This is a genomic window from Serratia sp. LTN-2, from assembly GCF_059740205.1.
Map to the genome: position 1 here is coordinate 148,983 of NZ_JCAXDO010000008.1, position 23,611 is coordinate 172,593.

Below are 23,611 nucleotides of genomic sequence, written 5' to 3' on the forward strand. Positions count from 1 at the left end.
ACTGCTCCTGATTATTTGGCGTTAGAACGGTAAGTCTCAATCAGTTCGATAAAGTGATCGAACAGCGGCGCGGCGTCGTGCGGGCCAGGGCTGGCTTCCGGGTGCCCCTGGAAGCTGAACGCCGCCTTGTCGGTGCGGTGAATGCCCTGCACAGTGTGGTCGAACAGCGATTTGTGCGTCACGCGCAGGTTCGCCGGCAGGTTATTCTCGTCTACCGCAAAGCCGTGGTTCTGCGCGGTGATCATCACGGTATTGTTGTCCAGATCCTTCACCGGGTGGTTGCCGCCGTGGTGGCCGAGCTTCATCTTCATGGTTTTCGCCCCGCTGGCCAGTGCCAGCAGCTGGTGGCCCAGACAGATGCCGAACACCGGAATGTCGGTTTCCAGGAACTGTTTGATGGCGGCGATGGCGTAGTCGCACGGCTCCGGGTCACCCGGGCCGTTGGACAGGAAGATGCCGTCCGGATTCATTTTCAGCACCTCGTCGGCCGGGGTCTGCGCCGGCACCACGGTCAGGCGGCAGCCGCGATCCACCAGCATGCGCAGGATGTTGCGCTTGGCGCCGTAGTCGTAAGCCACCACGTGGAAAGGCAGTTCCGCGGCGGTTTTGGCTTCAGGCAGGTCGCCTTCAAGCGTCCAGCTGCCTTGCTGCCAGCTGTAGGCCTCTTGGGTCGTGACTTCTTTCGCCAGATCCATGCCCTTCAACCCCGGGAAACCTTGCGCCTTGGCCAGGGCCAGCGCGGCGTCCGGCGTATCGGCGGCGACGATGCAGCCGTTCTGGGCGCCCTTCTCGCGCAGCAGGCGGGTCAATTTACGGGTATCGATATCGGCGATCGCCACGATGTTGTGACGCTTGAGGTAGTCGGACAGGCTTTCTTCGTTGCGGTAGTTGCTGGCGATCAGCGGGAGGTCACGAATGACGAGGCCTTGGGCGTGTACTGCGGAGGATTCTTCGTCGGAAGCATTGGTGCCGACATTGCCGATATGAGGATAAGTAAGAGTAACGATCTGGCGGGAATAGGAAGGATCAGTGAGGATTTCTTGATAACCGGTCATCGACGTATTGAAGACCACTTCCCCCACTGCCGTTCCCTCTGCCCCGATGGCCCGACCGTGGAATTGGGTTCCGTCTTCCAGAACCAATAGCGCTGACTTAATCAAAACATCCTCCGAGGAATAATCAATCACAATATTTGCATATTAATTCAGATATCGCGATCTAAATCAATGCAAAAACCGTCCGCGAGGCCAATTTTTGGCAAATTGGGCGCATTTTAATGATGAGTGTTCGGCTTGTCTACCCAAACTGCCATTTTTTGTTTTATTTTTGCAGTTTTCGGTGCCCAAGCGGCTTGAGCGGCGATAAAAACACAGAAAACCGGGGCTGGAAAACGGTTGCGAGGCCGAATGACGGAAAACAGCGCCGGAACGGGCTAAAATAGACGTTAAAATAGCCTCAGGCGGAGAAAAACAAGGTAATTAGTAAGACAAACATCAACAAACACAACCTTTAAAACAAAAAATAAACCAAAGCTATATTTATCATGTTAAAAAAAAAGGACAATAAAATTATTGTCCGATTATCATAGCATTATGATCAATACACCCACATCACGATGGCATGCAAATCAATTATAACTGCTCGAGATTCAGCACATCTCGCATATCAAACAGGCCTTTATCTCGATTATACAGCCAGACTGCCGCACGCACCGCGCCGCTGGCAAAAGTCATGCGGCTGGAAGCTTTATGGGTGATCTCCACCCGCTCACCGATGTCGGCAAACATCGCGGTGTGCTCGCCGACGATGTCGCCGGCGCGAATGGTGGCAAAGCCGATGCTTTTCGGATCGCGCTCGCCGGTATGGCCTTCGCGCGCATAGACCGCGCAGCTTTTCAGGTCGCGCCCCAGCGCGCCGGCGATCGCTTCGCCCATCGCCAATGCCGTGCCCGATGGCGCATCCACTTTGTGGCGGTGGTGCGCCTCAACGATTTCGATGTCGGTATAGTCGCCCATCACCTGCGCGGCCTTCTCCAGCAGTTTCAACACCAGGTTGACGCCGACGCTGAAGTTGGCGGCAAACACGATGCCGATATGCTGCGCCGCATCGCGGATCGCCTGCTTGCCGGCGTCATCGAAGCCGGTGGTGCCAATCACCATCGCCTTGTGGTGCGCCACGCAAAAATCCAGGTAGCTCCGCGTGCTTTCCGGACGGGTGAAGTCGATCAGAATGTCGAACTCGCTCGCCACTTTCTCCAGGCTGTCGCTTACCTTGACACCCAGCGCGCCGATGCCCGCCAGCTCACCGGCGTCGACGCCGATCAGGCTGGAGCCCGGTCGCGACAGCGCCGCGCCCAACACTACGCCTTCCGCCTGCTGCACCGCCTGGATCAATTGACGGCCCATCCGGCCGCCGGCGCCCGCAATCGCAATGCGGATTTGTGAATCTTTCATGCTTGCTCTCTTCTTGATTTAACGCGTATCCCATTAATCCATCGATTCAGGGTAACTGCCCCGCTTGCGCGCCGCCAGAGGATTCATGACATCATTAGAAAATGATGATATTCCCCCGCTTCCATCAGCGGCGCTGTCATAAGATTAACATTCAACCGATTTGGCGGCCTGCGGCGATTGTACATAATCATGCAGTTTCCATTGAGAAAAAATGCAGAAAAAAGGCGCCGAAAACGGCGCCTGGGAAGGAGGTGCAGCGAGATCAGGCGGTAATAGCCGCCACTTCGTTGGCTATCGCCGTTAGCGCATCGTGGCGGGCATAATCTTCACGCACCAGCGCCGCGCGTTGGCGGTAGATCGGCTGCTGCAGAATACGCGACGCCGCCGCCAGGATCTGTTCTGCGCTCGGCGTGCTGGTGTGTAGGCTGATGCCGCAACCGGCAGCGACCACGCGCGCCGCCGCCTCCAGCTTATCCTCGCCGGTGCCGGCGACGATCAGCGGCACGCCGCTGTCCAGCGCATAGTTGATCGAGCCGTAACCGCCGTTGGTGATCAGCAGCGACGCCTGCGGCAGCCAGCGTTCGAAGGAGATAAACTCCCGCACTCTGGCGTTGTCCGGCAACGCGTCCATCAGCCCTGCCGTCGCCCGCCCGCCGGTGGTGGCCAACACCCGCACCGGCAGATGCGCCAGCGCCTGCAGCGTCGGCACGATCAGCTGATGCAGATCGACGTTGGCCAACGTGCCCTGAGACACGATCACCAGCGGCCGATCATCGTCCGCCTCCCACAGCGTCTCTTCCGCCGCCGGTTGACCGCCGCTACGCAGCGGACCGACGAAGCGCACGCCGCTCGGCAGATCGTCGCGCTCATATTCCAGCGCCGTGGTGGCCAACTGCAGGAAACGCTCGCAGCCGCCGATCAGCGCATCGGTAAACGGACGAGTCAGCGCCCGCCCGCCCGCTTGCACCAGCGCCGCATCGAAGCTCCGCTGCACCTCATCAAGCAACACGCGCGTCTCTTCATCCACCAATTGCTCGCGGGTCAGCGCCTGCGGCAACAGCGCCGGCGGGATGCGCGGGCCGTAAAAAATGGCGTCACGCGAAGAATACGACAGCGGCGTAACGCCGATACCGAAGACCGGTGGCCGTTCGGCGGACTGCAACAGCGGCAATACGCCGTAGAAGCAGTTCTCCACCATCAACAAATCGGTCTTTTCGGCGGCAATGGCCGCACGCAGCTGCCGATCCAGCAGCGGGATCGGCGCGGCGAAGAAATCCTTCAGCGCCAGCGCCATCTGCGCATTGCCCGGCGGCAGCGCGGCGCGCTGCGGAAAGTGCTCTTCAAGGTGGCGATAATCGAAGTCCACCTGCGCGTCGAACGGTACGAAGTTCGCCCCAGCCGCTTCGGCGCGTTCGCGAAACAGCGCGCCGGTCATCACCCGCACCTGATGCCCTTGGGCGATCAGGTGACGAGCGATAGCTAACATCGGGTAGACGTGCCCCGGAGTGGCGACCGCCGCCATCAGTATCCTTGCCATAATGCTCCTTTACGCTTCTGCGTTGGCCGGCTTCAGCGCCAGATTGGCGCACACCGGGTTGCTCTGAATATGCACGCGCTGCAAATGACGCGCGGAACGGGCGGTAAAGCCCTCACGGCCGTGCAGCAGCGAGAAGTTGTCCGCCACGACCACGTCGCCCAGCTGCCACTGGTGGGCATAATAGTGACGCGGATCGTACAGGTGCTGCTGCAGGGTGTGGTGGAACTGTTCCTGCTGTTGCTCCGGCACACCGTGATATTCCAGCGCATGCTGGTTGAGGAATTTTTTGCCTTCCGTCGGCGGTTCATTGTAGCGCATGATCAATCCCCTGCCGTTCGGGTGCTGCACCACCAGCGGCGAACAGACTTCACCGCCGTAGTGCACCACCTGCTTAATGCGGTAAGTGATCGACACCGACAGCCACTGATCCAGCAGCGCTTCGTCCGCGTTGGCCAACAGTCGCGTGGTATCGACGAAGGTGGTGCATCCGCCTTCATCCTGCGATGGCGCCGCCACGCAGTGGAACAGCTGGAACTCGGGGATGGTCGGCTTATACATGCCATCCCAATGCAGCGGAACGTAGCTGCTGTCGAAGATATGATCCTTGGCGTCCGGATGTTCTTTCACGTCCAGCACCGCGCCGAACGGCCACATCATGATCTCGCCCCAGCGTTCGGCATAGCGAGTCAGGACATCCGCGTCGCTGAAACCGGAGTCGAATCCGCGCAGCACCAGCAAGTGGTGCTCCTGCGCCAGCGCCCGCAGTGCCGCCACCGGCAGTTCGCCGATCTTTTGCCCCGGGTGCTGCGGCGTCAGGATCGCGCCGAACGGGGTATTCAGTTGAATGTGGCAATCAAGCGGTTGGTTGTTCATCGGTGATTCTCCTTGCATCGAATGTGCTGCTCACACGGCAACGTGCCGTCAAAAACGCGCCCGCCAGGATTTCGGGCGCAAGGCCTGCAGAGGCTCAGGCCATCTGCGGCTGTTCGATCAGGTAATGGCTCGGCGTGCCGCGGATTTCCACCAGTTCGCCGTCCAGGCTCTGCGCGTCTTTGCGCTTCATCAGCACGAACTGGCCGTTCACGTTGGCCGCCACGCCGTGCCACGGCGTCAACCAGTCGTCTTTGGTCGGCATCATGTGGATACCCATCTTCAGGCTGTCGACCGGCTGCGGGTGAATCGACAGGCGGATCGCCGCCGGGAAGTGCTGCGCCAGCAGGTTGCCCCAGGCCCAGCTGCGCTGAATAACCCCGCAGGCGCGCTGTTTGGCGTCTTTCTGCAGTGCGGCGTTGGAACCGCTGTAACCCGGCAGTTGGCTATCTTCATACAGGAAGCGCGTGATGGCGCGATAAAGCAGTAAGCCCTGTTCGTCCTGCATCAGCTGTTGCTTGATCGCCTCCTCCGGTTCGGCATAGCCTTCCACCAACAGTTGGCGCAGCAGATCGTAATCATCGGTATGTTCGGCCAGGCCTTTGACATCCCCGAGGTTGAATACGCTGAGATGCGTCGCGCCCACTTCATGCAGCAGGTTTTCAATTTCGCGCTGGTAGTGGTTGATCGCTTCGTCACTGACGCGGATCAGATCGCCGAACACGTGGCCGTCGGAGCAGATAACGATATGCGCGCCCGGCGGGTAGTAGAGTTGAATGCGCTGGCACAGCGAATTGAGGAAGATCAGCGACAGACGCTCCGCCATGTCCGGCACCGCGCCGATCACCTTGTTGGCATTAGGCGATTTGGTCGGAAAGGCGGGCAGCACGAACTCGATGCGCTGTTCGTTTTCAATGAATGCCCGAATGCGCGGCAATTGCACCTGGGTGACCCGCCGCTCTTCATCGGCAATCGAGGTGCCATCACCGCCGGGGAAGCGGCGACGGTATTGCAATAATTCACGTAGTATCTTTAACGATATTTCTTCTTTCTGAGCGCTGTCCACAATGAGCTCCTGTTGCGATGTGGCGCGGGTGTATTATTGATAAGCGCAATAAGATTTATCAAAAAGAGAAAAATCCCTGCGGAATAATAACCAGCCCGGCGTTTATATGCTTCAGGCAATATAGAAGAGATGGTGCTATATTATTAGCCCGTATAACTCACAATCTTGGTTAAGTTGTGCTTAACAAACTATGAGCAATATTTTAAGACGTATGGCCATTTTCTCAAAAGTGGTCGATTGCGGCGCATTCAGCATGGCGGCAAAAGAATTGGGCATGACGACTTCCGCCGTTAGTCAGCATATTCGCCAGTTGGAAGAACATCTGGGCATTCAATTACTGCTGCGCTCGACGCGCTCATTGAGTCTGACCGAAGCCGGGCTGTGCTTTTATGAAGATTGCCTGTTGATGATCCACGCCGCCGAACGAGGCCAACAACGGATCGCCGCGCTGCGCGGCGAACTGGTCGGTGAGCTGCGCGTCGCCACCTCCACCGAATTCGCCACTCACTACCTGGTGCCGGCGCTGCAAAGTTTTCTCGACGAACATCCCCGCCTCACGCTGCGGTTGGAAATCCATGATGAGAAGATAGATCTCATCACGCAGCGCATCGATCTGGCGATACGCGGCGGCGTGCTGGCGGACTCCAGCTACGTTTCCACGCGGCTGGCGCGCTGCCGCGAAGTGCTGTGCGCCTCGCCGGCTTACCTGGCGCATCACGGCGTGCCGGATTCGCCACAGGCGCTGACGCACCACCAATGGGTCACCTTTACACCGCTCGGCAACCCGCAGTTTGTTCGTCTGATCCACCGCGACGGCGGCGAGCACCGCATGCGCATGACCGGTCGCTTGTTCACCAACAGCGGCATGGCGATGAAGGAACTGGCGCTGACCGGCAAAGGCATCATTCGCAATTTCTTCGCCAACGTTGAGCGAGAATTGCGCAGCGGCGAACTGATAGAAATATTGCCCGACTGGCGATTACCGGAAATTAATTGCTATGCCATAATGCCGCGCAGGGAGATCCAGCCATTAAAAGTGCGACGATTACTGGAGCATATGAAGATCTATTTACAGAAGAAAGGATTAAACGCTCTAGAACAGATTCGCCAAGAATAAAATAAGAAACATCTGCAACACCACTATTGTAATTATTGTAATCGCGCTGCCAACACCAGGCTCATTTAGATTGCAGACTAATGATATTCTGATTAATGACTTTATTGTCAGACCATATAATTAATTACGCAGAAGCTATTTCAAATACTCAGAATAAATTTGGCTTTAGTTAGCAGAAAATTTGAATATTCGCAGGATTTTATTTTTAACGCCGCAGCCTGCCAAAAAAAACGGGAAGCCTGAGCTCCCCGTGGTTATCGCTATTCACGCACCTTAATCGATCTGACGCACATCCACGCGCAGCTCTTTCGGCACTTCAAACACGATATTCTCTTCACGCCCGCTGATCTCATGCACGTCCAGGCCGCCCAGCGCTTTCAGGCGAGAGATCACCTCCTGCACCAGCACGTCCGGCGCTGAAGCACCGGCGGTGACGCCGATGTTGCGCGCTTCGCTCAGCCAGCTTTCCTGAATATCCGCCGCCGAGTCGATAAGATAAGCCGGTTTGCCGACGCGCTGCGCCAGCTCCGCCAGACGGTTGGAGTTGGAGGAGTTTTTCGACCCCACTACCAGCACCACGTCCGCATCGCCGGCCAGATTGCGCACCGCTTCCTGACGGTTGGTGGTGGCGTAACAGATATCATCCTTGCGCGGGCCGATAATGCTCGGGAAACGCTGCCGCAGCGCGTCGATCACGTCCGAGGTATCATCTACCGACAGCGTGGTCTGCGTCATGAAGCACAGGTTATTTTCGTCCTTCACCTGCAGCTTCCACACGTCATCCGGCGACTCGACCAGGTACATGCCGCCCTGCGGGTTGCTGTACTGGCCCATGGTGCCTTCCACCTCCGGGTGCCCGGCGTGACCGATCAGAATAGCTTCGGTGCCGCGGCGGCTGGCGCGCGCCACTTCCATATGCACCTTGGTCACCAGCGGACAGGTGGCGTCGAACAGCATGGTCAGATCGCGCGCCTTGGCTTCGGCGCGCACCGCCTGAGAAACGCCGTGCGCCGAGAAGATCAGGATAGAACCGTCCGGCACTTCGGCGATCTCTTCGATAAACACCGCGCCGCGCTCACGCAGGCTGTCGACCACGTAGCGGTTGTGCACCACTTCATGCCGCACGTAGATCGGCGCGCCATACAGCTCCAGCGCGCGTTCCACGATGCTGATCGCACGATCGACCCCGGCGCAGAAGCCGCGCGGGTTAGCCAGCAATATTTGCATGCGTCTCCTCCTGCTGCGGATCGATCTCCAGCACTTCGATATCGAAGGTCACTGGATGACCCGCCAGCGGATGGTTGAAATCGACGGTGATCGAGTCTTCCGCCACCGCGCGCACCACGCCCGGCATTTCGCTGCCGTCGATGGCGGTAAACAGCATGATGGTGCCCACGTCCGGCACGCCGGTTTCCGCGAAGTCGCGGCGCGAGAAGAACTGGACCAGATCCGGGTTCTCCGCGCCGAACGCCGCTTCCGGCTGCAGGGTAAAGGCGCATTTGTCGCCCGCGCGCAGGCCGAGCAAATGCGCTTCCAGCGGCGCCGACAGGCTGCCGTCACCCAGACGGAACAGCGCCGGTTTGCCGCTGCTGCGGGTGGATTCGGCGGTCGAACCGTCTTCCAGTTTCAGCGTAAAGTGAACCAGCACCGCGCTGTCACTGATAACCTGAGCCGTCATATTACTCACCTTTACTCTTTGCGCCTTTGCTCGCCGGCGACAGGAAACCTTCCAGCACGATCATCGCCGCACCCACGCAGATAAAGCTGTCCGCCAGATTGAAGGTCGGGTAGTGCCAATCACCGACGTAGAAGTCGATGAAGTCGACCACGAAACCGTGCCACAGGCGATCAAACAGATTGCCCAACGCCCCGCCGATAATAAAGGCGTAGGCGATGTTGTTCAGCTTCTGCTGCGCAGTGCTGCGGTACATCATCACCAGCAGCACCGCGACGATGGCGATGGCGATACCGGCGAAGAACCAGCGCTGCCAGCCGCCATGGTCGGCCAGGAAGCTGAACGCAGCGCCGTAGTTGCGCGCGTAAAACAGGTTGAACGACGGGATCAACGGCTGGGACTGGCCCAGCGCAAAGTTAGCGAGGATCCACTGTTTGCTGCCGAAATCCAGCACCAGCACCGCCACCACAACCCACAGCCAACGCAGGCCGGTCGAACAAATTGGTTTACTCATCAGGCGCGAATTCTCAGGCAAAGTTACGTTTCTCGCCGTCACCGGCGACATTGCTTACACAGCGGCCGCAGATGTCTGCATGCTCCGCCACCAGACCGATATCGGTGGTGTAATGCCAGCAGCGCGGGCACTTCTCCCCCGGCGCCGTGCTGAAGGCGATCTTCAGCCCTTTCAGCAGCTCGGAAGCCTGTGCGTCGGCCGGCGCATCCGCCAATGGCGCAACGCTTGCCGCAGAGGTCAGCAGCACAAAGCGCAGCTCATCCTGCAGGCTGTTCAGACGCGCCGCCAACTCGCTGTCGGCATACAGCGTCACCGCCGCTTCCAGCGAACCGCCGAGGCGTTTGTCGGCGCGCGCCTGCTCCAGCACCTTGTTCACTTCACCGCGCACTTTCAGCAACTCGGCCCAGAAAGCGTCGTTCATCGGCTCGCCTTCCGCCAGCCCGAACAGGCCGTCGTACCACTCTTCAGTGAACACGTACTGCGCGCGTTTGCCCGGCATGAAGCCCCAGATCTCGTCCGCAGTGAACGACATGATCGGCGCCATCCAGCGCACCAGCGCTTCCACGATGTGATACAGCGCGGTCTGGCAGCTGCGGCGGGCGACGCTGTCGCTCTTGGCGGTGTACTGGCGATCCTTGATGATATCCAGATAGAACGAGCCCATCTCGACCGAACAAAACTGCATCAGACGCTGCACCACTTCGTGGAAATCGTAGTTGGCGTAAGCCTGCTCGATATCCCGCTGCGCCGCCAGCGCACGGCCGACCGCCCAACGATCCAGCACCACCATGTCTTCCGGCGCCACGCAATCGGTGCTCGGCTCGAACCCGTTCAGGTTGGCCAGCAGGAAGCGCGCGGTGTTGCGGATGCGGCGATAAGAGTCGGCGGAACGCTTGAGGATCTCGTCGGACACCGCGATCTCGCCGGTGTAGTCGGTCGACGCCACCCATAGACGCAGAATGTCGCCGCCCAGCTTGTTCATCACGTCCTGCGGGCTGACGGTGTTGCCGATCGACTTGGACATCTTGCGGCCCTGGCCGTCGACGGTGAAGCCGTGGGTCAGCACTTCCTTGTAAGGCGCTTTGCCCTTCATCGCGGTGGAGATCATCAGCGATGACATGAACCAGCCGCGATGCTGGTCGGAGCCTTCCAGATACATGTCGGCGCCGTGACCGTTAAACTCAGGGCGCACGTCAACCACCGAGGCGTGAGTGGAGCCGGAGTCGAACCATACGTCCAGCGTATCCGGCACTTTCACGTAGTCGGCGGCTTCCGCGCCGAGGATGTCGGCCGCGTCCAGATCCCACCAGGCCTGAATGCCGTCCTGCTCGACGCGCTTGGCCACTTCTTCCATCAGCTCAACGCTGCGCGGGTGCAGCTGCTCGGTCTCTTTATGCACGAACAGCGACATCGGCACGCCCCAGGTGCGCTGACGCGAGATGCACCAGTCCGGGCGGTTGGCGACCATCATTTCGATGCGCGCCTGGCCCCAATCCGGGATCCACTGCACGCCCTTGATCTCTTCCAGCGACTGCTGACGCAGGCCTTTCTGATCCATGCTGATGAACCACTGCGGCGTGGCGCGGAAGATGATCGGCGTCTTGTGGCGCCAGCAGCACGGATAGCTGTGCAGGAACTTCTCGACGTGCAGCAGCGCGCCTTTCTCACGCAACAGGTCGACGATCAGATCGTTGGCCTTGAAGACGAACTTGCCGTCCAGCAGTGGGTAGGTGCCGGTCAGGTAGCAGCCGTTCGGCCCCACCGGGTTGGCCACTTCCAGACCGTATTTCTGACCGATCACGAAGTCGTCCGGGCCGTGGCCTGGCGCGGTGTGCACCGCACCGGTACCGGCGTCCAGCGTCACGTGCTCGCCGAGGATCGCCGGCACGTCGAAGTCCATGAACGGGTGTTTGAAGCGCAGCAGCTCCAGATCGGCGCCTTTGCAGCTGCCCAGCACCGTCCACTCGGTGATGCCGGCGCGTTTCATCACGCTTTCCACCAGCTCAGCCGCCAGGATCAGGCACTGGCCGTCAACCTGCACCAGCTGATAGGTGAAGTCCGGGTGCAGCGAGATCGCGCGGTTGGCCGGCAGGGTCCACGGGGTGGTGGTCCAGATAACCAGGGAGATGGAGCCGCTGAAGTTGCTCACGCCGAACTTGGCCGCCACGGCAGCCGCATCGGCCGCATGGAAGCTCACGTCGATCGACGGCGAAGTCTTGTCGTAGTACTCCACTTCCGCTTCCGCCAGCGACGATCCGCAGTCGGTGCACCAGTGAACCGGCTTGGCGCCTTTCAACAGGTGGCCGTTGCTGATGATCTTGCCCAGCGCGCGGATGATGTTGGCTTCTGTTTTGAAGTCCATGGTCAGGTAAGGACGATCCCAATCGCCCAGCACGCCCAGACGGATGAAGTCCTTCTTCTGGCCCTCAACCTGCTCGGCCGCGTATTCGCGGCACTTCTGGCGGAACTCGGCCGCCGTCAGCTTCTCGCCCGGCTTGCCGTACAGCTGTTCAACCTTCAGTTCGATCGGCAGGCCGTGGCAGTCCCAACCCGGCACATAAGGCGAGTCGAAGCCGGCCATCCCTTTCGACTTGATGATAATGTCTTTGAGAATCTTGTTAACCGAGTGACCAATGTGAATGCTGCCGTTCGCATACGGAGGGCCGTCATGCAAAATGAAGGTTTTTTTGCCCTTTTTGGCAGTACGAATAATCCCGTACAGATCCTGTTCATACCAACGTTCCAGCATGCCAGGTTCACGCTTGGCGAGGTCGCCGCGCATCGGGAACCCTGTTTCCGGCAAGTTCAGGGTATTCTTGTAGTCACTCATTAGATTCTCGGTTCCGTTTTCGGCTATAGAGATTAAACCGGTGTCTGTAGCCCGAAGAACTTCCGGGCCGTCACCACATCATTGGCGATCTGCTGCTTCAGGGCATCGAGCGAAGCAAACCGCTGTTCATTGCGCAATTTTGCGCGGAGCACCACCTCAATATGGCGCCCGTAAAGATCCATTGTGACATCCAGCAGATGCACTTCCAGCTGCTGGCGCACGCCGGCGACGGTCGGGCGCGTGCCGATGTTGGCCACGCCCGGCAGCGGCTGCGGCCCCAGGCCGTACACCTCCACCGCATATACCCCTTTCACCGGCGCCACCAGGCGCTTGAGCGGCAGGTTGGCGGTCGGGAAGCCGATGGTGCGCCCCAGCTCGTCGCCATGCACCACCCGCCCTGAAATACTGTAAGGGTGGCCCAGCAGGGTCTCCGCCAGCGGCAGATCGTCCTCGCTCAGCGCGGTGCGGATCGCGGTGCTGCTGATGCGCCGCTCGCCCTCGCGGAAGGTCGGGGTGCTGACCACCTCGAAGCCGTACTCTTTTCCGGCCTGCTGCAATAGCGGGAAATCGCCCTGACGCCCGGCGCCAAAGCGAAAATCATCCCCCACCATCAGGAATTTGACGCCCAGTTTTTCCACCAGCAGCTCGGCGACGAACGCCTGCGCGGTGTTGGCGGCAAAACGCGGATCGAATTTGACGCACAGCAGGTAATCGACACCCGCCTGCGCCAGGTAGTTGGCCTTGTCGCGCAGGCGCGTCAAACGGGCCGGCGCCTTGTCTGCGGCGAACATCTCCAGCGGCTGCGGCTCAAAGATCATGACCATCACCGGCAGCCCGAGGCGTTTCCCCTGTTGCTTCAACTGTTCCAGCAACGCCTGATGGCCGCGATGCACGCCGTCAAAGTTGCCGATGGTGAGCACGCAACCATGGTGGCGCGCCCGGATATTGTGAATGCCGCGAATTAGCTCCATAGCTGGCTCAAAACAGTGGAAATCGGCGGATTATACCTTGTACAGCCGGTAAGGTTAACCCGCGATTGGTGCCTTTATGTAATAGACATACCATACCGGAGATAATCTGCGCGTGAAACGGCTTCGCCGCAGTTTATCCGGCGCCGCCGGGCCGATTCTCGACCGCGGCCAACGGCTTGCGCCCGGTGCGGCAAAACATTGGCGAATTTTCTCGCGAAACACTGTATTCCCAAGAGCGAAGCTGGTAAAATCCTGCGCCATCACAACGTAGCGAGTGCCGCCTGTACAAACGGCGCTTATTTGCACAAATCCATTGACAAACGAAGGCTAAAAGGGCATATTCCTCGGCCTTTGAATTGTCCTCAATAGAATATATTTGGGAGTTGGACCTTGGCTAATATCAAATCAGCTAAGAAACGCGCCGTACAGTCTGAGAAACGCCGCAAGCATAACGCAAGCCGTCGCTCAATGGTGCGTACCTTCATCAAGAAGGTAGACGCAGCTATCGCAGCTGGCGACAAAGAAGCAGCACAAAATGCATTCCTGGTAATGCAGCCACTGGTGGACCGTCAGGCAGCTAAAGGCCTGATCCACAAAAACAAAGCAGCGCGTCATAAGTCAAACCTGACTGCACGCATCAACGCAATGCAATAAGCATTTCGTTATCTGCTTGATAAAAAAACCGGCTCAGGCCGGTTTTTTTACGCCCTGCGTTCAGCGAACCGCTAGCAGGAAAACAGCGCCGAGAAATCTTTGTTGCACACGCGCTGCACCGCCGGGTGCTGGATCATGCGCTCGGCGAAGATGATGTAATACTCCTCCTGCACGCTGTCGATGCGTCCGATCTCCACCACGTTGTCATCGTTGTAGGTATCCTGCGCATACAGCGTCGGCGCCACGAAAATCGCATTGTGGTACATACCGAAGGCCTTCATCAGCGCCGCATCGTCGAACTCGCCCAGAATCTCCACCTGGATGCCCTGCGTATTGAACCAGTTGAGCAGCTTGCGCCCCAGCATCGAACGGCGGCCGGGGATCAGCAGCTTGCGCTGTTCCAGGCAGGCCGGGAACGGCAGCTCCGGCGCCGGCTGGCGGCAGAAGAAACTGATGCCGCACTCGCCCAGCTTCAGCGAAAACAGCCCTTCCTGCTGGCTGGAGTCCACCGGGCAATCCGACAGGATCATATCCAGCTTGTGCTGGCTGAGCTGCTCCAGCAGCATCTCGTGCGTCGATTCAAAACAGCGCAGGTGGATCTGCTCGTTGTCCACCACCACCGCCGCCTCCAATACCTGGCTGACCAGCCGCTTCGACAGCGCATCCGCCACGCCGACGTCGAACAGCAGGTTGGACTCTTTGCGGTAGTTGACGATATCCAGCATTTCCTGGCTGAGCATAAACATCTTGTCGGCATAGCGGAACACCAGCTGCCCCAGTTCCGAAGGCACCAAGCCGCGCCCCTGGCGCTTGAACAACTTGCCGTCCAGCCGCTCTTCCAGCGCTTTGATCTGGCCGGTGATGGTCTGCGGCGTCAGGAACAACGCTTCGGCGGCGCCGACCACGGAGCCGGCCTTGCAGACCTGCCAGAAATAGTAAAGGTGATTAAAGTTGATATGCGACATCCTCACGAGCGGCTCTCCTTAACAACGTTTCGCAGCGGCAAACGGTGTGCCGTGACGAGCGACAAACTTCCTTTCCCTGCTTCAGACAACGTATAACCCCATTAGTCCCAACGAAGAACGGCCGAAGCTGCACATATTTTATACCGCGCAGCTCCGACCAGCCATTTTTTATGCGCCCCTGTCGGGCGCATTCAGGATTAACGCACGCGCGGCAACGCCAAGCGCAGTAATCCGTACCCGACTACCGCCGCAGCGGTGGAGCCCAACAGGATCCCCAGACGGGAATAGGTGCTGAGCGCCGCATCCGCATCGCCGAACGCCAGCGAGGCGATGAAAATCGACATGGTGAAACCAATACCACAGAGCACCGAAACGGCAAACACCTGTTTGAAGCCGATGCCCTCAGGCAAGCGGGCGATACCCATCTTCACCGCCAGCAGGCTGAAGAGGAAAATACCCAGCGGCTTGCCGATAAACAGGCCGGCCGCAATCCCTACCGGCAGCAGCGACGTCAGCCCTTCCAGCGATACGCCCTGCAGAGAAACCCCGGCGTTGGCGAAGGCGAACAGCGGCAGGATCATAAACGCCACCCACGGGTGCAGCTCATGCTCCAGCGTCTCCGACGGCGATGGCCCCTTCTTCACGTTCAGCGGGATCATAAAGCCGACAATCACCCCGGCCAGCGTCGCATGCACCCCGGACTTGAGGATCGCCACCCACAGCACCAGGCCGACCATCATGTACAGCGAGGTCTTGCCGACGCCGCGCCAGTTCATCACCGCCAGCAGCGCGGTCGCCGCCGCCGCCACGCCCAGCGCCACCATCGACACTTCGTGGGTATAGAACAGCGCGATGATGATAATCACGCCCAGGTCATCGATGATCGCCAATGCCAGCAGGAACACTTTCAGGCTGGTCGGGACGCGATTGCCCAGCAATGCCATCACGCCCAAGGCGAAGGCGATGTCGGTCGCGGCCGGGATCGCCCAGCCCTGGCGGGTGACTTCGTCCGCGCCGTTGAACAGCAGGTAAATCAGCGCCGGCGCCAGCATGCCGCCCAGCGCGGCGATCGCCGGAAACACCGCCTTGTCGCGCCCGGACAGCGAACCTTGCATCAGCTCGCGCTTGACCTCAAGCCCCACCACCAGGAAGAAGATGGCCATCAGCCCGTCGTTGATCCACAGCAGCAGCGGCTTGGCGATCTCCAGCGAAGCGATCTTCACCATCACCGGCAGATTAAGAAAGGCCTGATAGATCCCTTGCGCCGGGGTGTTGGCCATGATCAGGGCGACGATCGCCGCCGCGATCAGGATGATGCCGCCCGCGGCTTCCTGACGTAAAAATTGACGAATAATGTTGGTCACAATACGTCTCTCCAAATCTGTGCAAGGCGCAGCGCCCTGCGAACCACAGTCATGAAGTGAGTATAGATGGCGTTTTAGTTCGAAAAAATAAGTTTATAAATGCTAAATAACTCGAAAAAACCGATCAAAAGCACGAATAAGTCACATTTATGTTAGGGAATTAGCGGTTTGGCGCACAAATAAAAACCCCGGGACAAAAGCCCGGGGTTCGCACATAAGCCAACAGAAACAGAAGGTTAGCGAGTCAGATCGTCAAAGAACTTTTTCACCCCGTCGAAGAAGCTCTTCGAACGCGGGCTGTTCTTGTCACCGGACGGGCCACCCAGGCTCTCTTCCAGCTCACGCAGCAGTTGCTTTTGCTTGTCGTTCAGATTGACCGGGGTTTCCACCACTACGCGGCACAGCAGGTCGCCCTGGCTGCCGCCACGCACCGATTTCACGCCCTTGCCGCGCATGCGGAACAGCTTGCCGGTTTGGGTCTCCGAAGGCACCTTCAGTTTCACCCGGCCATCCAGCGTCGGCACTTCAATCTCGCCGCCCAACGCCGCCATGGCGAAGTTGATCGGCACTTCACAGTACAGGTTGTTGCCTTCACGCTCGAAGATCGGGTGCGCTTTCACCTGCACCTGAACGTACAGATCGCCCGCCGGTGCGCCGTGCTCGCCGGCTTCGCCTTCACCCGCCAGGCGGATGCGGTCACCGGTATCCACGCCGGCCGGAATTTTCACCGACAGCGTTTTGGATTTCTCTACCCGGCCATGACCGTGGCACTTGTTGCACGGATCTTTGATGATCTGACCGCGACCATGACAGTGCGGACACGCCTGCTGCACGGTGAAGAAGCCCTGGCGCATCTGCACCTGCCCCTGACCATGACAGGTTGGGCAGGTAACCGGTGAGCTGCCCGGCTTGGCGCCGCTGCCGTGGCAGACGTCGCACTCTTCGAGCGTCGGGATGCGGATCTCTTTGGTGACGCCACGTACCGCTTCCTCGAGGGTCAGCTCCATGTTATAGCGCAGATCGGAACCGCGGCTGGCGCGCTGACGGCGGCCTCCGCCGAAGATGTCGCCAAACACGTCGCCAAAGATATCGCTGAAGTCGGCACCGCCGCCAAAGCCGCCGCCGCCCATGCCGCCTTGTTCAAAGGCCGCGTGCCCATACTGGTCGTAGGCCGCGCGTTTCTGATCGTCGGTCAGGACTTCGTAAGCTTCTTTAACTTCTTTAAACTTGGTTTCGGCGTCTTGTTCCTGGTTGCGGTCAGGATGGTATTTCATCGCCAGGCGCTTGTACGCCTTTTTGATCTCACGTTCATCCGCCGTCTTACTGACGCCGAGAATCTCGTAATAGTCTTTCTTCGCCATTCTTTCGCTTACCCTTAACATGCGTGCACGGGCGCAGAGTTGCCTCGACGCCCGTGCTGGTTTCCGGGAGCGGCATCTCGCCGCCCCGTGCCCGCTTAAGGGCGATTATTTTTTGTCTTTAACTTCTTCGAACTCGGCGTCAACCACGTCGTCGTCTTTCTGCGCCGCGTTGTCCGCGCCGGCGTCAGCACCCTGCTGAGCCTGCTGCGCCTGAGCCATTTCCAGCAGTTTGCCGGAAACCTGCACCAGCGCCTGAGTCTTCGCTTCGATCTCGGCTTTGTCTTCGCCTTTCACCGCCGCTTCCAGATCTTTCAGCGCTGCTTCGATCGCCGTTTTGTCTTCCGCCGGCAGTTTGTCGCCCGCTTCTTCCAGCTGCTTGCGAGTGCCGTGGATCAGGTGATCCGCCTGGTTACGAGTCTGCACCAGCTCTTCGAACTTGCGGTCCGCTTCAGCATTCAGCTCGGCGTCGCGCACCATTTTCTGGATTTCGTCTTCGTTCAGGCCAGAAGATGCCTTGATGGTGATCTTCTGCTCACGGCCGGTGTTCTTGTCTTTGGCAGACACATGCAGGATGCCGTCGGCATCGATATCGAAGGTCACTTCGATCTGCGCCATGCCGCGCGGTGCCGCCTGGATGCCGTCCAGGTTGAACTGGCCCAGAGATTTGTTATCGCTGGCGCGCTTACGCTCACCCTGCAGCACGTGGATGGTTACCGCAGACTGGTTGTCTTCAGCGGTAGAGAACACCTGGCTGTGCTTGGTCGGGATAGTGGTGTTTTTGGTGATCAGCGGCGTCATCACGCTGCCCATGGTTTCGATACCCAGCGACAGCGGGGTCACGTCCAGCAGCAGAACGTCCTTCACATCACCGGCCAACACGCCGCCCTGTACCGCAGCGCCCACGGCAACCGCTTCGTCCGGGTTCACGTCTTTACGCGGCTCTTTGCCGAAGAAGTCTGCAACTTTCTTCTGCACCATTGGCATACGGGTCTGGCCGCCCACCAGGATCACGTCCTGAATGTCGGAAACCGACAGGCCTGCGTCTTTCAGCGCCACTTTCAGCGGCTCGATGGAGCGCGCCACCAGATCTTCAACCAGCGACTCGAGTTTGGCGCGAGTCACTTTGATGTTCATGTGTTTTGGACCGGTCGCATCTGCGGTGATGTACGGCAGGTTGACGTCGGTCTGCTGCGCGGAAGACAGCTCGATCTTCGCTTTCTCAGCGGCTTCTTTCAGACGCTGCATCGCCAGCGGATCGTTGCGCAGATCGATGCCCTGATCTTTTTTGAACTCTTCCACCAGATAGTTGATCAGACGGCTGTCGAAGTCTTCGCCACCCAGGTGGGTGTCACCGTTGGTCGCCAGCACTTCGAAGGTTTTTTCGCCGTCAACGTCGTCGATTTCGATGATGGAGATATCGAAAGTACCGCCGCCCAGGTCATAAACCGCGATGGTGCGGTTGCCGACTTCTTTGTCCAGACCGTAGGCCAGGGCCGCAGCGGTCGGTTCGTTGATGATGCGTTTTACTTCCAGACCCGCGATGCGGCCGGCGTCTTTAGTCGCCTGACGCTGGGCGTCGTTGAAGTAAGCCGGTACGGTGATAACCGCTTCAGTTACCGGTTCGCCCAGGTAATCTTCCGCCGTTTTCTTCATTTTCTTCAGCACTTCCGCAGAGATCTGCGGCGGAGCCATTTTCTGGCCTTTCACTTCCAGCCAGGCGTCGCCGTTGTCGGCTTCGACGATTTTGTACGGCATGATCGCTTTGTCGCGCTGCGCTTCTTCATCCTGGAAGCGGCGACCGATCAGGCGCTTGATGGCGAACAGGGTGTTTTCAGGGTTGGTCACTGCCTGACGCTTAGCCGGCTGGCCAACCAGAGTTTCACCGTCCTGGGTATATGCGATAATAGAAGGAGTAGTGCGGTCGCCCTCGGCGTTTTCCAGCACGCGTGCCTTGGCACCATCCATAATTGCTACGCAAGAGTTGGTAGTACCCAGGTCGATACCAATAATTTTGCCCATCTAAACGTCTCCACTAAAAAATTCATAATCAGTCAGGTTGCTAACCTATATGCGGGCGATTTTTTACTTTTCAACTGCCCGATATCTCAGTGCGACCCGCGGTTAGCAACTGCGGTTGCAAATAAGATGGGGCCATCCAATCCGGCATCAAGGGGCAAGGCGAAAAAAATTTCTTTTTTTATCGTCATTCAGATCATTGTTTCCGGCTGCGGGGATCATTATGATGCGCGCGCTCTGATGGAAAACTTCGATTTTTTGGCCATTCAGACCATTTATTATTTTACTTCGCTGTTTCCGTTAATTTTCTGTTATCGCAGAGGACTTATGCACACCAACAAGTTGGCGAATCCCGGCCCTCTCGGCCTGATGGGCTTCGGGATGACCACCGTCTTGCTGAACCTGCACAACGCGGGCTTTTTCCCACTGAACTCCGCCATCATCAGCATGGGAATTTTCTTCGGTGGCCTGGCCCAGATCCTGGCCGGTCTGCTGGAATACAAGAAGGGCAACACCTTCGGCATGACCGCGTTTACCGCCTACGGCAGCTTCTGGCTGAGCCTGGTCGGCCTGCTGCTGCTGCCGCGCCTGGGCCTGGCTGAAGCCACCGAGGCGCACGTGCTGGGCATCTACCTGGCGCTGTGGGGCGTCTTCACCCTGTTCATGTTCTTCGGTACTCTCGGCGCCAACCGCGTGCTGCAGTTCGTGTTCGCCAGCCTGACGCTGCTGTTCGCCCTGCTGGCCGTCGGCAACATCACCGGCAACCACGCGCTGCTGACCTTCGCCGGCTATGAAGGCATCATCTGCGGCGCCAGCGCCATCTACCTGGCGATGGCAGAAGTGCTCAACGAGCAGTATGGCCGCACCGTGCTGCCGATTGGCGAACCGGCTCCGGCTCGCGTCGCGGCATCGCCGGTCACGGCGTAATCGCCCCCCTTAACGAAAAGCCCTGCGATGCAGGGCTTTTTTTTAGCTGTAAGAATCGGCTTGCCGCTCTCCGGCTTCGCTGTTGAGGTCGCGATGCAGGTAGACACCGAGCAGCAGCCCGATCAGCGACAGCGCCAGTACGTAGTAAGCGGGCGCTAACGGGGTTAATTTCATGATCAGCGTCACAAAAACAGGGGTTAAACCGCCGAAAATAGCGTACGAGACGTTATATGAGAACGAGATGCCGGTAAACCGCACTTCCGCCGGGAATGCCCGCACCATCACGTACGGCACAGCCCCCACCACGCCTACGCTGAACCCCACCAGGGCATAGCAGGCGAACAGCATTTCCGGGCGTACGCCCACCGTTTGATAAAACAGCCAGCTGCAGCCGGCCAGCAGCAAACTGCCGACCACCAGCGTTTTGCTGGCGCCGAAACGATCGGCCGACACGCCGGCGACGATGCAGCCGGCGATCAGCATGATGGTGGCGATGCTGTTAGCCTGCAGCGTCAACGCCGGCGCGATGCCGAACTGTTTTTGCAGATAGGTCGGGGTCATCAGGATCACCACCACGATGCCGGCGGAGAGCAGCCAGGTCAGCAGCATCGATACCGCCACTTCCCGTTTGTAGTTGAGCACCACCGATTTCAACGGCAGTTCTTCGGCCAGCGCTTTACGCGCCTGCATCTCGATGAAGATCGGCGTTTCCTGCAGCCAGCGGCGCAGGTACATCGCCACCAGGCCGAACATGCCGCCCAGCAGGAAAGGAATGCGCCAGCCGCCGCCGGCGATGCTCTGCGGGCTGAGCGTGGTGTTGATCACCGTCGCTACCACCGAACCCAGCAGGATGCCGACCGTCAGCCCGGCGGTCAGCGTGCCACAGGCGAAGCCGATGCGCCGGCGCGGCACGTGTTCAGCGACGAAGACCCAGGCGCCCGGCACTTCCCCGCCGATCGCCGCCCCTTGCAGCACGCGCATCAACAGCAGCAGCAGCGGCGCGGCGATGCCGATGCTGGCGTAGGTCGGCAGCAGGCCCATCGCCAGCGTCGGCAACGCCATCAGCAGAATGCTCAGGGTAAACATCTTTTTGCGGCCGACCAGATCGCCGAAGTGCGCCATCACGATGCCGCCCAGCGGGCGGGCCAGATAGCCGGCGGCGAAAATGCCGAAGGTCTGCACCAACCGCAGCCACTCCGGCATGTCCGCCGGGAAGAACAGATCGCCGACCACGGCGGCGAAGAACACGAAGATGATGAAGTCGTAAAACTCCAGCGCGCCGCCCAACGCGGCCAACGTCAGCGTTTTGTAGTCTTGCCGGTTCAGCCGGCGATTAGTGTCGTGAGGCATAGGGCACCGTCGGTAAAGGCTGTAAAAATAAAAGCCGCAGGCTTTTTGTAAAAGAATCCTTACTATAGCGGCAAATTATTTTCACACCAGACGGACTGAAGCCGATGTCGCAGAACGCTGAAATTTAGAGGTTTATCTCGCGGCGTGCGCTCTTTGGCCGAAATGCTGCTACCACCGCGGCGTGCGTTTCGACGTAAGGCCCGTCGAGCAGTTGAATGCAATAAGGCACGCTGGCGAAGATGCCGTGTACCACCGCATTGCCCTGCTCATCCTTCACCCCTTCCAGCGTCTCCTTGATCGACTTCGGCTGACCGGGCAGGTTGATGATCAGCGCCTGTTTACGGATCGCGCCCACCTGACGAGAAAGAATTGCCGTTGGCACATAGTGTAGGCTGATCTGACGCATTTGCTCGCCGAAGCCGGGCATCACGCGATCGGCGATCGCCAGCGTGGCGTCGGGGGTGACGTCGCGGCGCGCCGGCCCGGTGCCGCCGGTAGTCAGCACCAGATGGCAGCCCATTTCATCCACCAGCTCACACAGCGTTTGTTCAATCTGCGTCTGCTCATCGGGGATCAGTCGGGTTTCCAGCTTGAACGGCGTTGCCAGCGCGCCGCTCAGCCACTCTTCCAGCGCCGGGATGCCTTTATCCTGGTAAACGCCGCCGGAAGCGCGGTCGGAAACGGAAACCAAACCAATACGTAAAATATCCATGCGTAACCTCTACTGCCTGATGGGGTCCGAACGGGTTCGTCCCCCGCTCTGTTGTCATTGCCGAGAGTATAAGGGCTTCCCCCGCCGGCGGGAGCGCCGGGCATAAAAAAAGGTGGCCTGAGCCACCTTTTTACTGTGCGATCTGCGGCGATTACAGCAGGTCGGCGATCATTTTTTCCAGTTTGCCCTGGTCTACGGCGAACTTGCGGATGCCGTCGGTCAGTTTTTCAACCGCCATCGGATCCTGGTTGTGCTGCCAGTAGAACTCAGGTTCAGTCAGTGCGGCAGGACGTGCCTTCACTTCACCGGTGTAAGACAGTTTGCGCTCCAGCGCGCCTTCGCTCTCCGCCAGCTCTTTCAGCAGCGCAGGGGCGATAGTCAGGCGGTCGCAGCCGGCCAGCTCAATGATTTCGCCGACGTTGCGGAAGCTGGCGCCCATCACCACGGTGTTGTAACCGTGCTGTTTGTAGTACTGGTAAATCTCGGTCACGGAGATCACGCCCGGATCTTCATGCGGCGCAAACTCTTTCTTGTCGCCGTTGGCTTTGTACCAGTCGAGGATACGGCCGACGAACGGCGAGATCAGGTAAACGCCGGCTTCGGCGCAGGCGCGAGCCTGAGCGAAGGAGAACAGCAGGGTCAGGTTACAGTTGATGCCTTCTTTCTCCAGCTGCTCCGCCGCGCGGATGCCCTGCCAGGTCGAAGCCAGTTTGATCAGGATGCGATCGTTGCTGATGCCGGCTTCGTTGTACAGCTTGATCAGGCGCTTGGCCTTGGCCACGCTGGCCACGGTGTCGTAAGACAGACGCGCGTCCACCTCGGTGGAGATGCGGCCCGGAACCAGTTTGAGGATCTCCAGACCGATGTTGACCGCCAGCTTGTCGGCGGCGTCGGCGATCTGCTGCTCGCGATCGCTGCTCTGGCCGCGCGCCCAGGCGATGGCTTCGTCAATCAGTTTGCGGTATTCAGGAATTTGGGCTGCATTGAGGATCAGCGAAGGGTTGGTTGTGGCGTCCTGCGGTTGATACAGCTTCATTGCCGCGATATCACCCGTATCTGCAACCACCGTAGTCAGTTGGCGCAGGGAAGTTAATTTGTCGGTCATGTTGGCATTATCTCATCGTTTGTGCATGAACTTTTGGCATTGTTCAACCATGCCCTGCCCTGATAATAACATGCGCCAAGCCCGGTGCAAGGCTGGAAAACCGCGGCGCGCAAGCATCTGTTTT

20 protein-coding genes are annotated in these 23,611 nt (G+C 59.0%); 3 read left to right on the top strand and 17 right to left on the bottom strand.

All coding sequences use genetic code 11. The features are described from left to right. Nucleotides 1-11 precede the first annotated feature (11 nt). The 5 genes from carA to pvcA form a co-directional block, all read right to left on the bottom strand. Complete coding sequence (gene carA / locus AC6BYQ_RS16745; RefSeq protein ID WP_071532848.1) at nt 12-1,160, bottom strand: glutamine-hydrolyzing carbamoyl-phosphate synthase small subunit; 1,149 nt, start codon at nt 1,158-1,160, stop codon at nt 12-14. A 471-nt stretch (nt 1,161-1,631) separates the two neighbouring features. Then, the gene (gene dapB / locus AC6BYQ_RS16750) at nt 1,632-2,453 is read right to left on the bottom strand and encodes a 4-hydroxy-tetrahydrodipicolinate reductase (RefSeq protein WP_019455029.1); all 822 of its coding nucleotides are present in this window, start codon (nt 2,451-2,453) and stop codon (nt 1,632-1,634) included. Nucleotides 2,454-2,715: 262 nt separating this feature from the next. Continuing rightward, complete coding sequence (locus AC6BYQ_RS16755; RefSeq protein ID WP_197667742.1) at nt 2,716-3,975, bottom strand: glycosyltransferase; 1,260 nt, start codon at nt 3,973-3,975, stop codon at nt 2,716-2,718. A gap of 24 nt (nt 3,976-3,999) precedes the next feature. Next, on the bottom strand, nt 4,000-4,863 hold the full coding sequence (locus AC6BYQ_RS16760) for a TauD/TfdA dioxygenase family protein (protein ID WP_498057237.1): 864 nt from the start codon (nt 4,861-4,863) through the stop codon (nt 4,000-4,002). Nucleotides 4,864-4,957: 94 nt separating this feature from the next. Next, nucleotides 4,958-5,926, bottom strand: coding sequence for an L-tyrosine isonitrile synthase (pvcA, locus tag AC6BYQ_RS16765; RefSeq protein WP_063918138.1), 969 nt, complete (start codon nt 5,924-5,926; stop codon nt 4,958-4,960). 211 nt (nt 5,927-6,137) lie between these two features. Here pvcA and AC6BYQ_RS16770 point away from each other — a divergent pair, with 211 nt between their 5' ends. After that, nucleotides 6,138-7,043 carry a LysR family transcriptional regulator gene (locus AC6BYQ_RS16770; protein ID WP_019455025.1) on the top strand — a complete coding sequence of 302 codons (906 nt, stop codon included), beginning with the start codon at nt 6,138-6,140 and terminating at the stop codon, nt 7,041-7,043. Nucleotides 7,044-7,316: 273 nt separating this feature from the next. On the opposite strand, the gene ispH is transcribed toward AC6BYQ_RS16770, so the two are convergent. From ispH to ribF, 5 genes are read right to left on the bottom strand one after another with little or no spacing between them, the layout of a single operon-like run. Continuing rightward, complete coding sequence (ispH, locus tag AC6BYQ_RS16775; RefSeq protein WP_004932946.1) at nt 7,317-8,270, bottom strand: 4-hydroxy-3-methylbut-2-enyl diphosphate reductase; 954 nt, start codon at nt 8,268-8,270, stop codon at nt 7,317-7,319. Then, complete coding sequence (gene fkpB / locus AC6BYQ_RS16780) at nt 8,251-8,721, bottom strand: FKBP-type peptidyl-prolyl cis-trans isomerase (protein ID WP_019455024.1); 471 nt, start codon at nt 8,719-8,721, stop codon at nt 8,251-8,253. The genes ispH and fkpB overlap by 20 nt, the downstream gene beginning before the upstream one ends. 1 nt (nt 8,722) lies before the next feature. Beyond that, entirely contained in the window at nt 8,723-9,232 is a 510-nt protein-coding gene (lspA, locus tag AC6BYQ_RS16785; RefSeq protein ID WP_019455023.1) for a signal peptidase II, read from the bottom strand. A gap of 13 nt (nt 9,233-9,245) precedes the next feature. Beyond that, nucleotides 9,246-12,062, bottom strand: coding sequence for an isoleucine--tRNA ligase (ileS, locus tag AC6BYQ_RS16790; RefSeq protein WP_498057238.1), 2,817 nt, complete (start codon nt 12,060-12,062; stop codon nt 9,246-9,248). 32 nt (nt 12,063-12,094) lie between these two features. Then, complete coding sequence (gene ribF / locus AC6BYQ_RS16795) at nt 12,095-13,033, bottom strand: bifunctional riboflavin kinase/FAD synthetase (RefSeq protein WP_019455021.1); 939 nt, start codon at nt 13,031-13,033, stop codon at nt 12,095-12,097. Between the two features lie 390 nt (nt 13,034-13,423). On the opposite strand from ribF, the gene rpsT reads away from it, so the two are divergent. Continuing rightward, nucleotides 13,424-13,687, top strand: a complete 264-nt coding sequence (gene rpsT, locus AC6BYQ_RS16800; protein ID WP_004932960.1) for a 30S ribosomal protein S20 — start codon at nt 13,424-13,426, stop codon at nt 13,685-13,687. Nucleotides 13,688-13,758: 71 nt separating this feature from the next. Here rpsT and nhaR read toward each other — a convergent pair whose 3' ends face one another. The 4 genes from nhaR to dnaK form a co-directional block, all read right to left on the bottom strand. Beyond that, nucleotides 13,759-14,658, bottom strand: coding sequence for a transcriptional activator NhaR (nhaR, locus tag AC6BYQ_RS16805; RefSeq protein WP_025159627.1), 900 nt, complete (start codon nt 14,656-14,658; stop codon nt 13,759-13,761). A gap of 191 nt (nt 14,659-14,849) precedes the next feature. Then, nucleotides 14,850-16,016 carry a Na+/H+ antiporter NhaA gene (gene nhaA, locus AC6BYQ_RS16810; protein ID WP_498057239.1) on the bottom strand — a complete coding sequence of 389 codons (1,167 nt, stop codon included), beginning with the start codon at nt 16,014-16,016 and terminating at the stop codon, nt 14,850-14,852. A gap of 236 nt (nt 16,017-16,252) precedes the next feature. Further along, complete coding sequence (dnaJ, locus tag AC6BYQ_RS16815) at nt 16,253-17,377, bottom strand: molecular chaperone DnaJ (RefSeq protein WP_004932969.1); 1,125 nt, start codon at nt 17,375-17,377, stop codon at nt 16,253-16,255. Nucleotides 17,378-17,482: 105 nt separating this feature from the next. Next, a complete protein-coding gene (gene dnaK, locus AC6BYQ_RS16820) occupies nt 17,483-19,396 on the bottom strand; it encodes a molecular chaperone DnaK (protein ID WP_004932972.1) in 1,914 nt (637 codons plus the stop codon). A 324-nt stretch (nt 19,397-19,720) separates the two neighbouring features. On the opposite strand from dnaK, the gene satP reads away from it, so the two are divergent. Further along, a complete protein-coding gene (satP, locus tag AC6BYQ_RS16825) occupies nt 19,721-20,320 on the top strand; it encodes an acetate uptake transporter (RefSeq protein ID WP_033652984.1) in 600 nt (199 codons plus the stop codon). A 42-nt stretch (nt 20,321-20,362) separates the two neighbouring features. On the opposite strand, the gene AC6BYQ_RS16830 is transcribed toward satP, so the two are convergent. The 3 genes from AC6BYQ_RS16830 to tal all read right to left on the bottom strand — a co-directional run bounded on the left by AC6BYQ_RS16830 (nt 20,363) and on the right by tal (nt 23,487). Then, a complete protein-coding gene (locus AC6BYQ_RS16830) occupies nt 20,363-21,670 on the bottom strand; it encodes an MFS transporter (protein ID WP_440528564.1) in 1,308 nt (435 codons plus the stop codon). A 124-nt stretch (nt 21,671-21,794) separates the two neighbouring features. Further along, nucleotides 21,795-22,382, bottom strand: coding sequence for a molybdopterin adenylyltransferase (gene mog, locus AC6BYQ_RS16835; RefSeq protein WP_004932980.1), 588 nt, complete (start codon nt 22,380-22,382; stop codon nt 21,795-21,797). A 151-nt stretch (nt 22,383-22,533) separates the two neighbouring features. Next, nucleotides 22,534-23,487, bottom strand: a complete 954-nt coding sequence (tal, locus tag AC6BYQ_RS16840) for a transaldolase (RefSeq protein ID WP_004932982.1) — start codon at nt 23,485-23,487, stop codon at nt 22,534-22,536. Nucleotides 23,488-23,611 lie beyond the last annotated feature (124 nt).

Excerpts from the sequence above, each read along its gene's own strand:
- AC6BYQ_RS16830 (WP_440528564.1), bottom strand. The coding sequence starts at position 21,670 with ATGCCTCACGACACTAATCGCCGGCTGAACCGGCAAGACTACAAAACG.
- dnaK (WP_004932972.1), bottom strand. The coding sequence starts at position 19,396 with ATGGGCAAAATTATTGGTATCGACCTGGGTACTACCAACTCTTGCGTA.
- ispH (WP_004932946.1), bottom strand. The coding sequence starts at position 8,270 with ATGCAAATATTGCTGGCTAACCCGCGCGGCTTCTGCGCCGGGGTCGAT.
- fkpB (WP_019455024.1), bottom strand. The coding sequence starts at position 8,721 with ATGACGGCTCAGGTTATCAGTGACAGCGCGGTGCTGGTTCACTTTACG.
- satP (WP_033652984.1), top strand. The coding sequence starts at position 19,721 with ATGCACACCAACAAGTTGGCGAATCCCGGCCCTCTCGGCCTGATGGGC.
- dapB (WP_019455029.1), bottom strand. The coding sequence starts at position 2,453 with ATGAAAGATTCACAAATCCGCATTGCGATTGCGGGCGCCGGCGGCCGG.
- AC6BYQ_RS16755 (WP_197667742.1), bottom strand. The coding sequence starts at position 3,975 with ATGGCGGCGGTCGCCACTCCGGGGCACGTCTACCCGATGTTAGCTATC.
- tal (WP_004932982.1), bottom strand. The coding sequence starts at position 23,487 with ATGACCGACAAATTAACTTCCCTGCGCCAACTGACTACGGTGGTTGCA.
- ribF (WP_019455021.1), bottom strand. The coding sequence starts at position 13,033 with ATGGAGCTAATTCGCGGCATTCACAATATCCGGGCGCGCCACCATGGT.
- ileS (WP_498057238.1), bottom strand. The coding sequence starts at position 12,062 with ATGAGTGACTACAAGAATACCCTGAACTTGCCGGAAACAGGGTTCCCG.
- mog (WP_004932980.1), bottom strand. The coding sequence starts at position 22,382 with ATGGATATTTTACGTATTGGTTTGGTTTCCGTTTCCGACCGCGCTTCC.
- AC6BYQ_RS16760 (WP_498057237.1), bottom strand. The coding sequence starts at position 4,863 with ATGAACAACCAACCGCTTGATTGCCACATTCAACTGAATACCCCGTTC.
- AC6BYQ_RS16770 (WP_019455025.1), top strand. The coding sequence starts at position 6,138 with ATGGCCATTTTCTCAAAAGTGGTCGATTGCGGCGCATTCAGCATGGCG.
- lspA (WP_019455023.1), bottom strand. The coding sequence starts at position 9,232 with ATGAGTAAACCAATTTGTTCGACCGGCCTGCGTTGGCTGTGGGTTGTG.
- dnaJ (WP_004932969.1), bottom strand. The coding sequence starts at position 17,377 with ATGGCGAAGAAAGACTATTACGAGATTCTCGGCGTCAGTAAGACGGCG.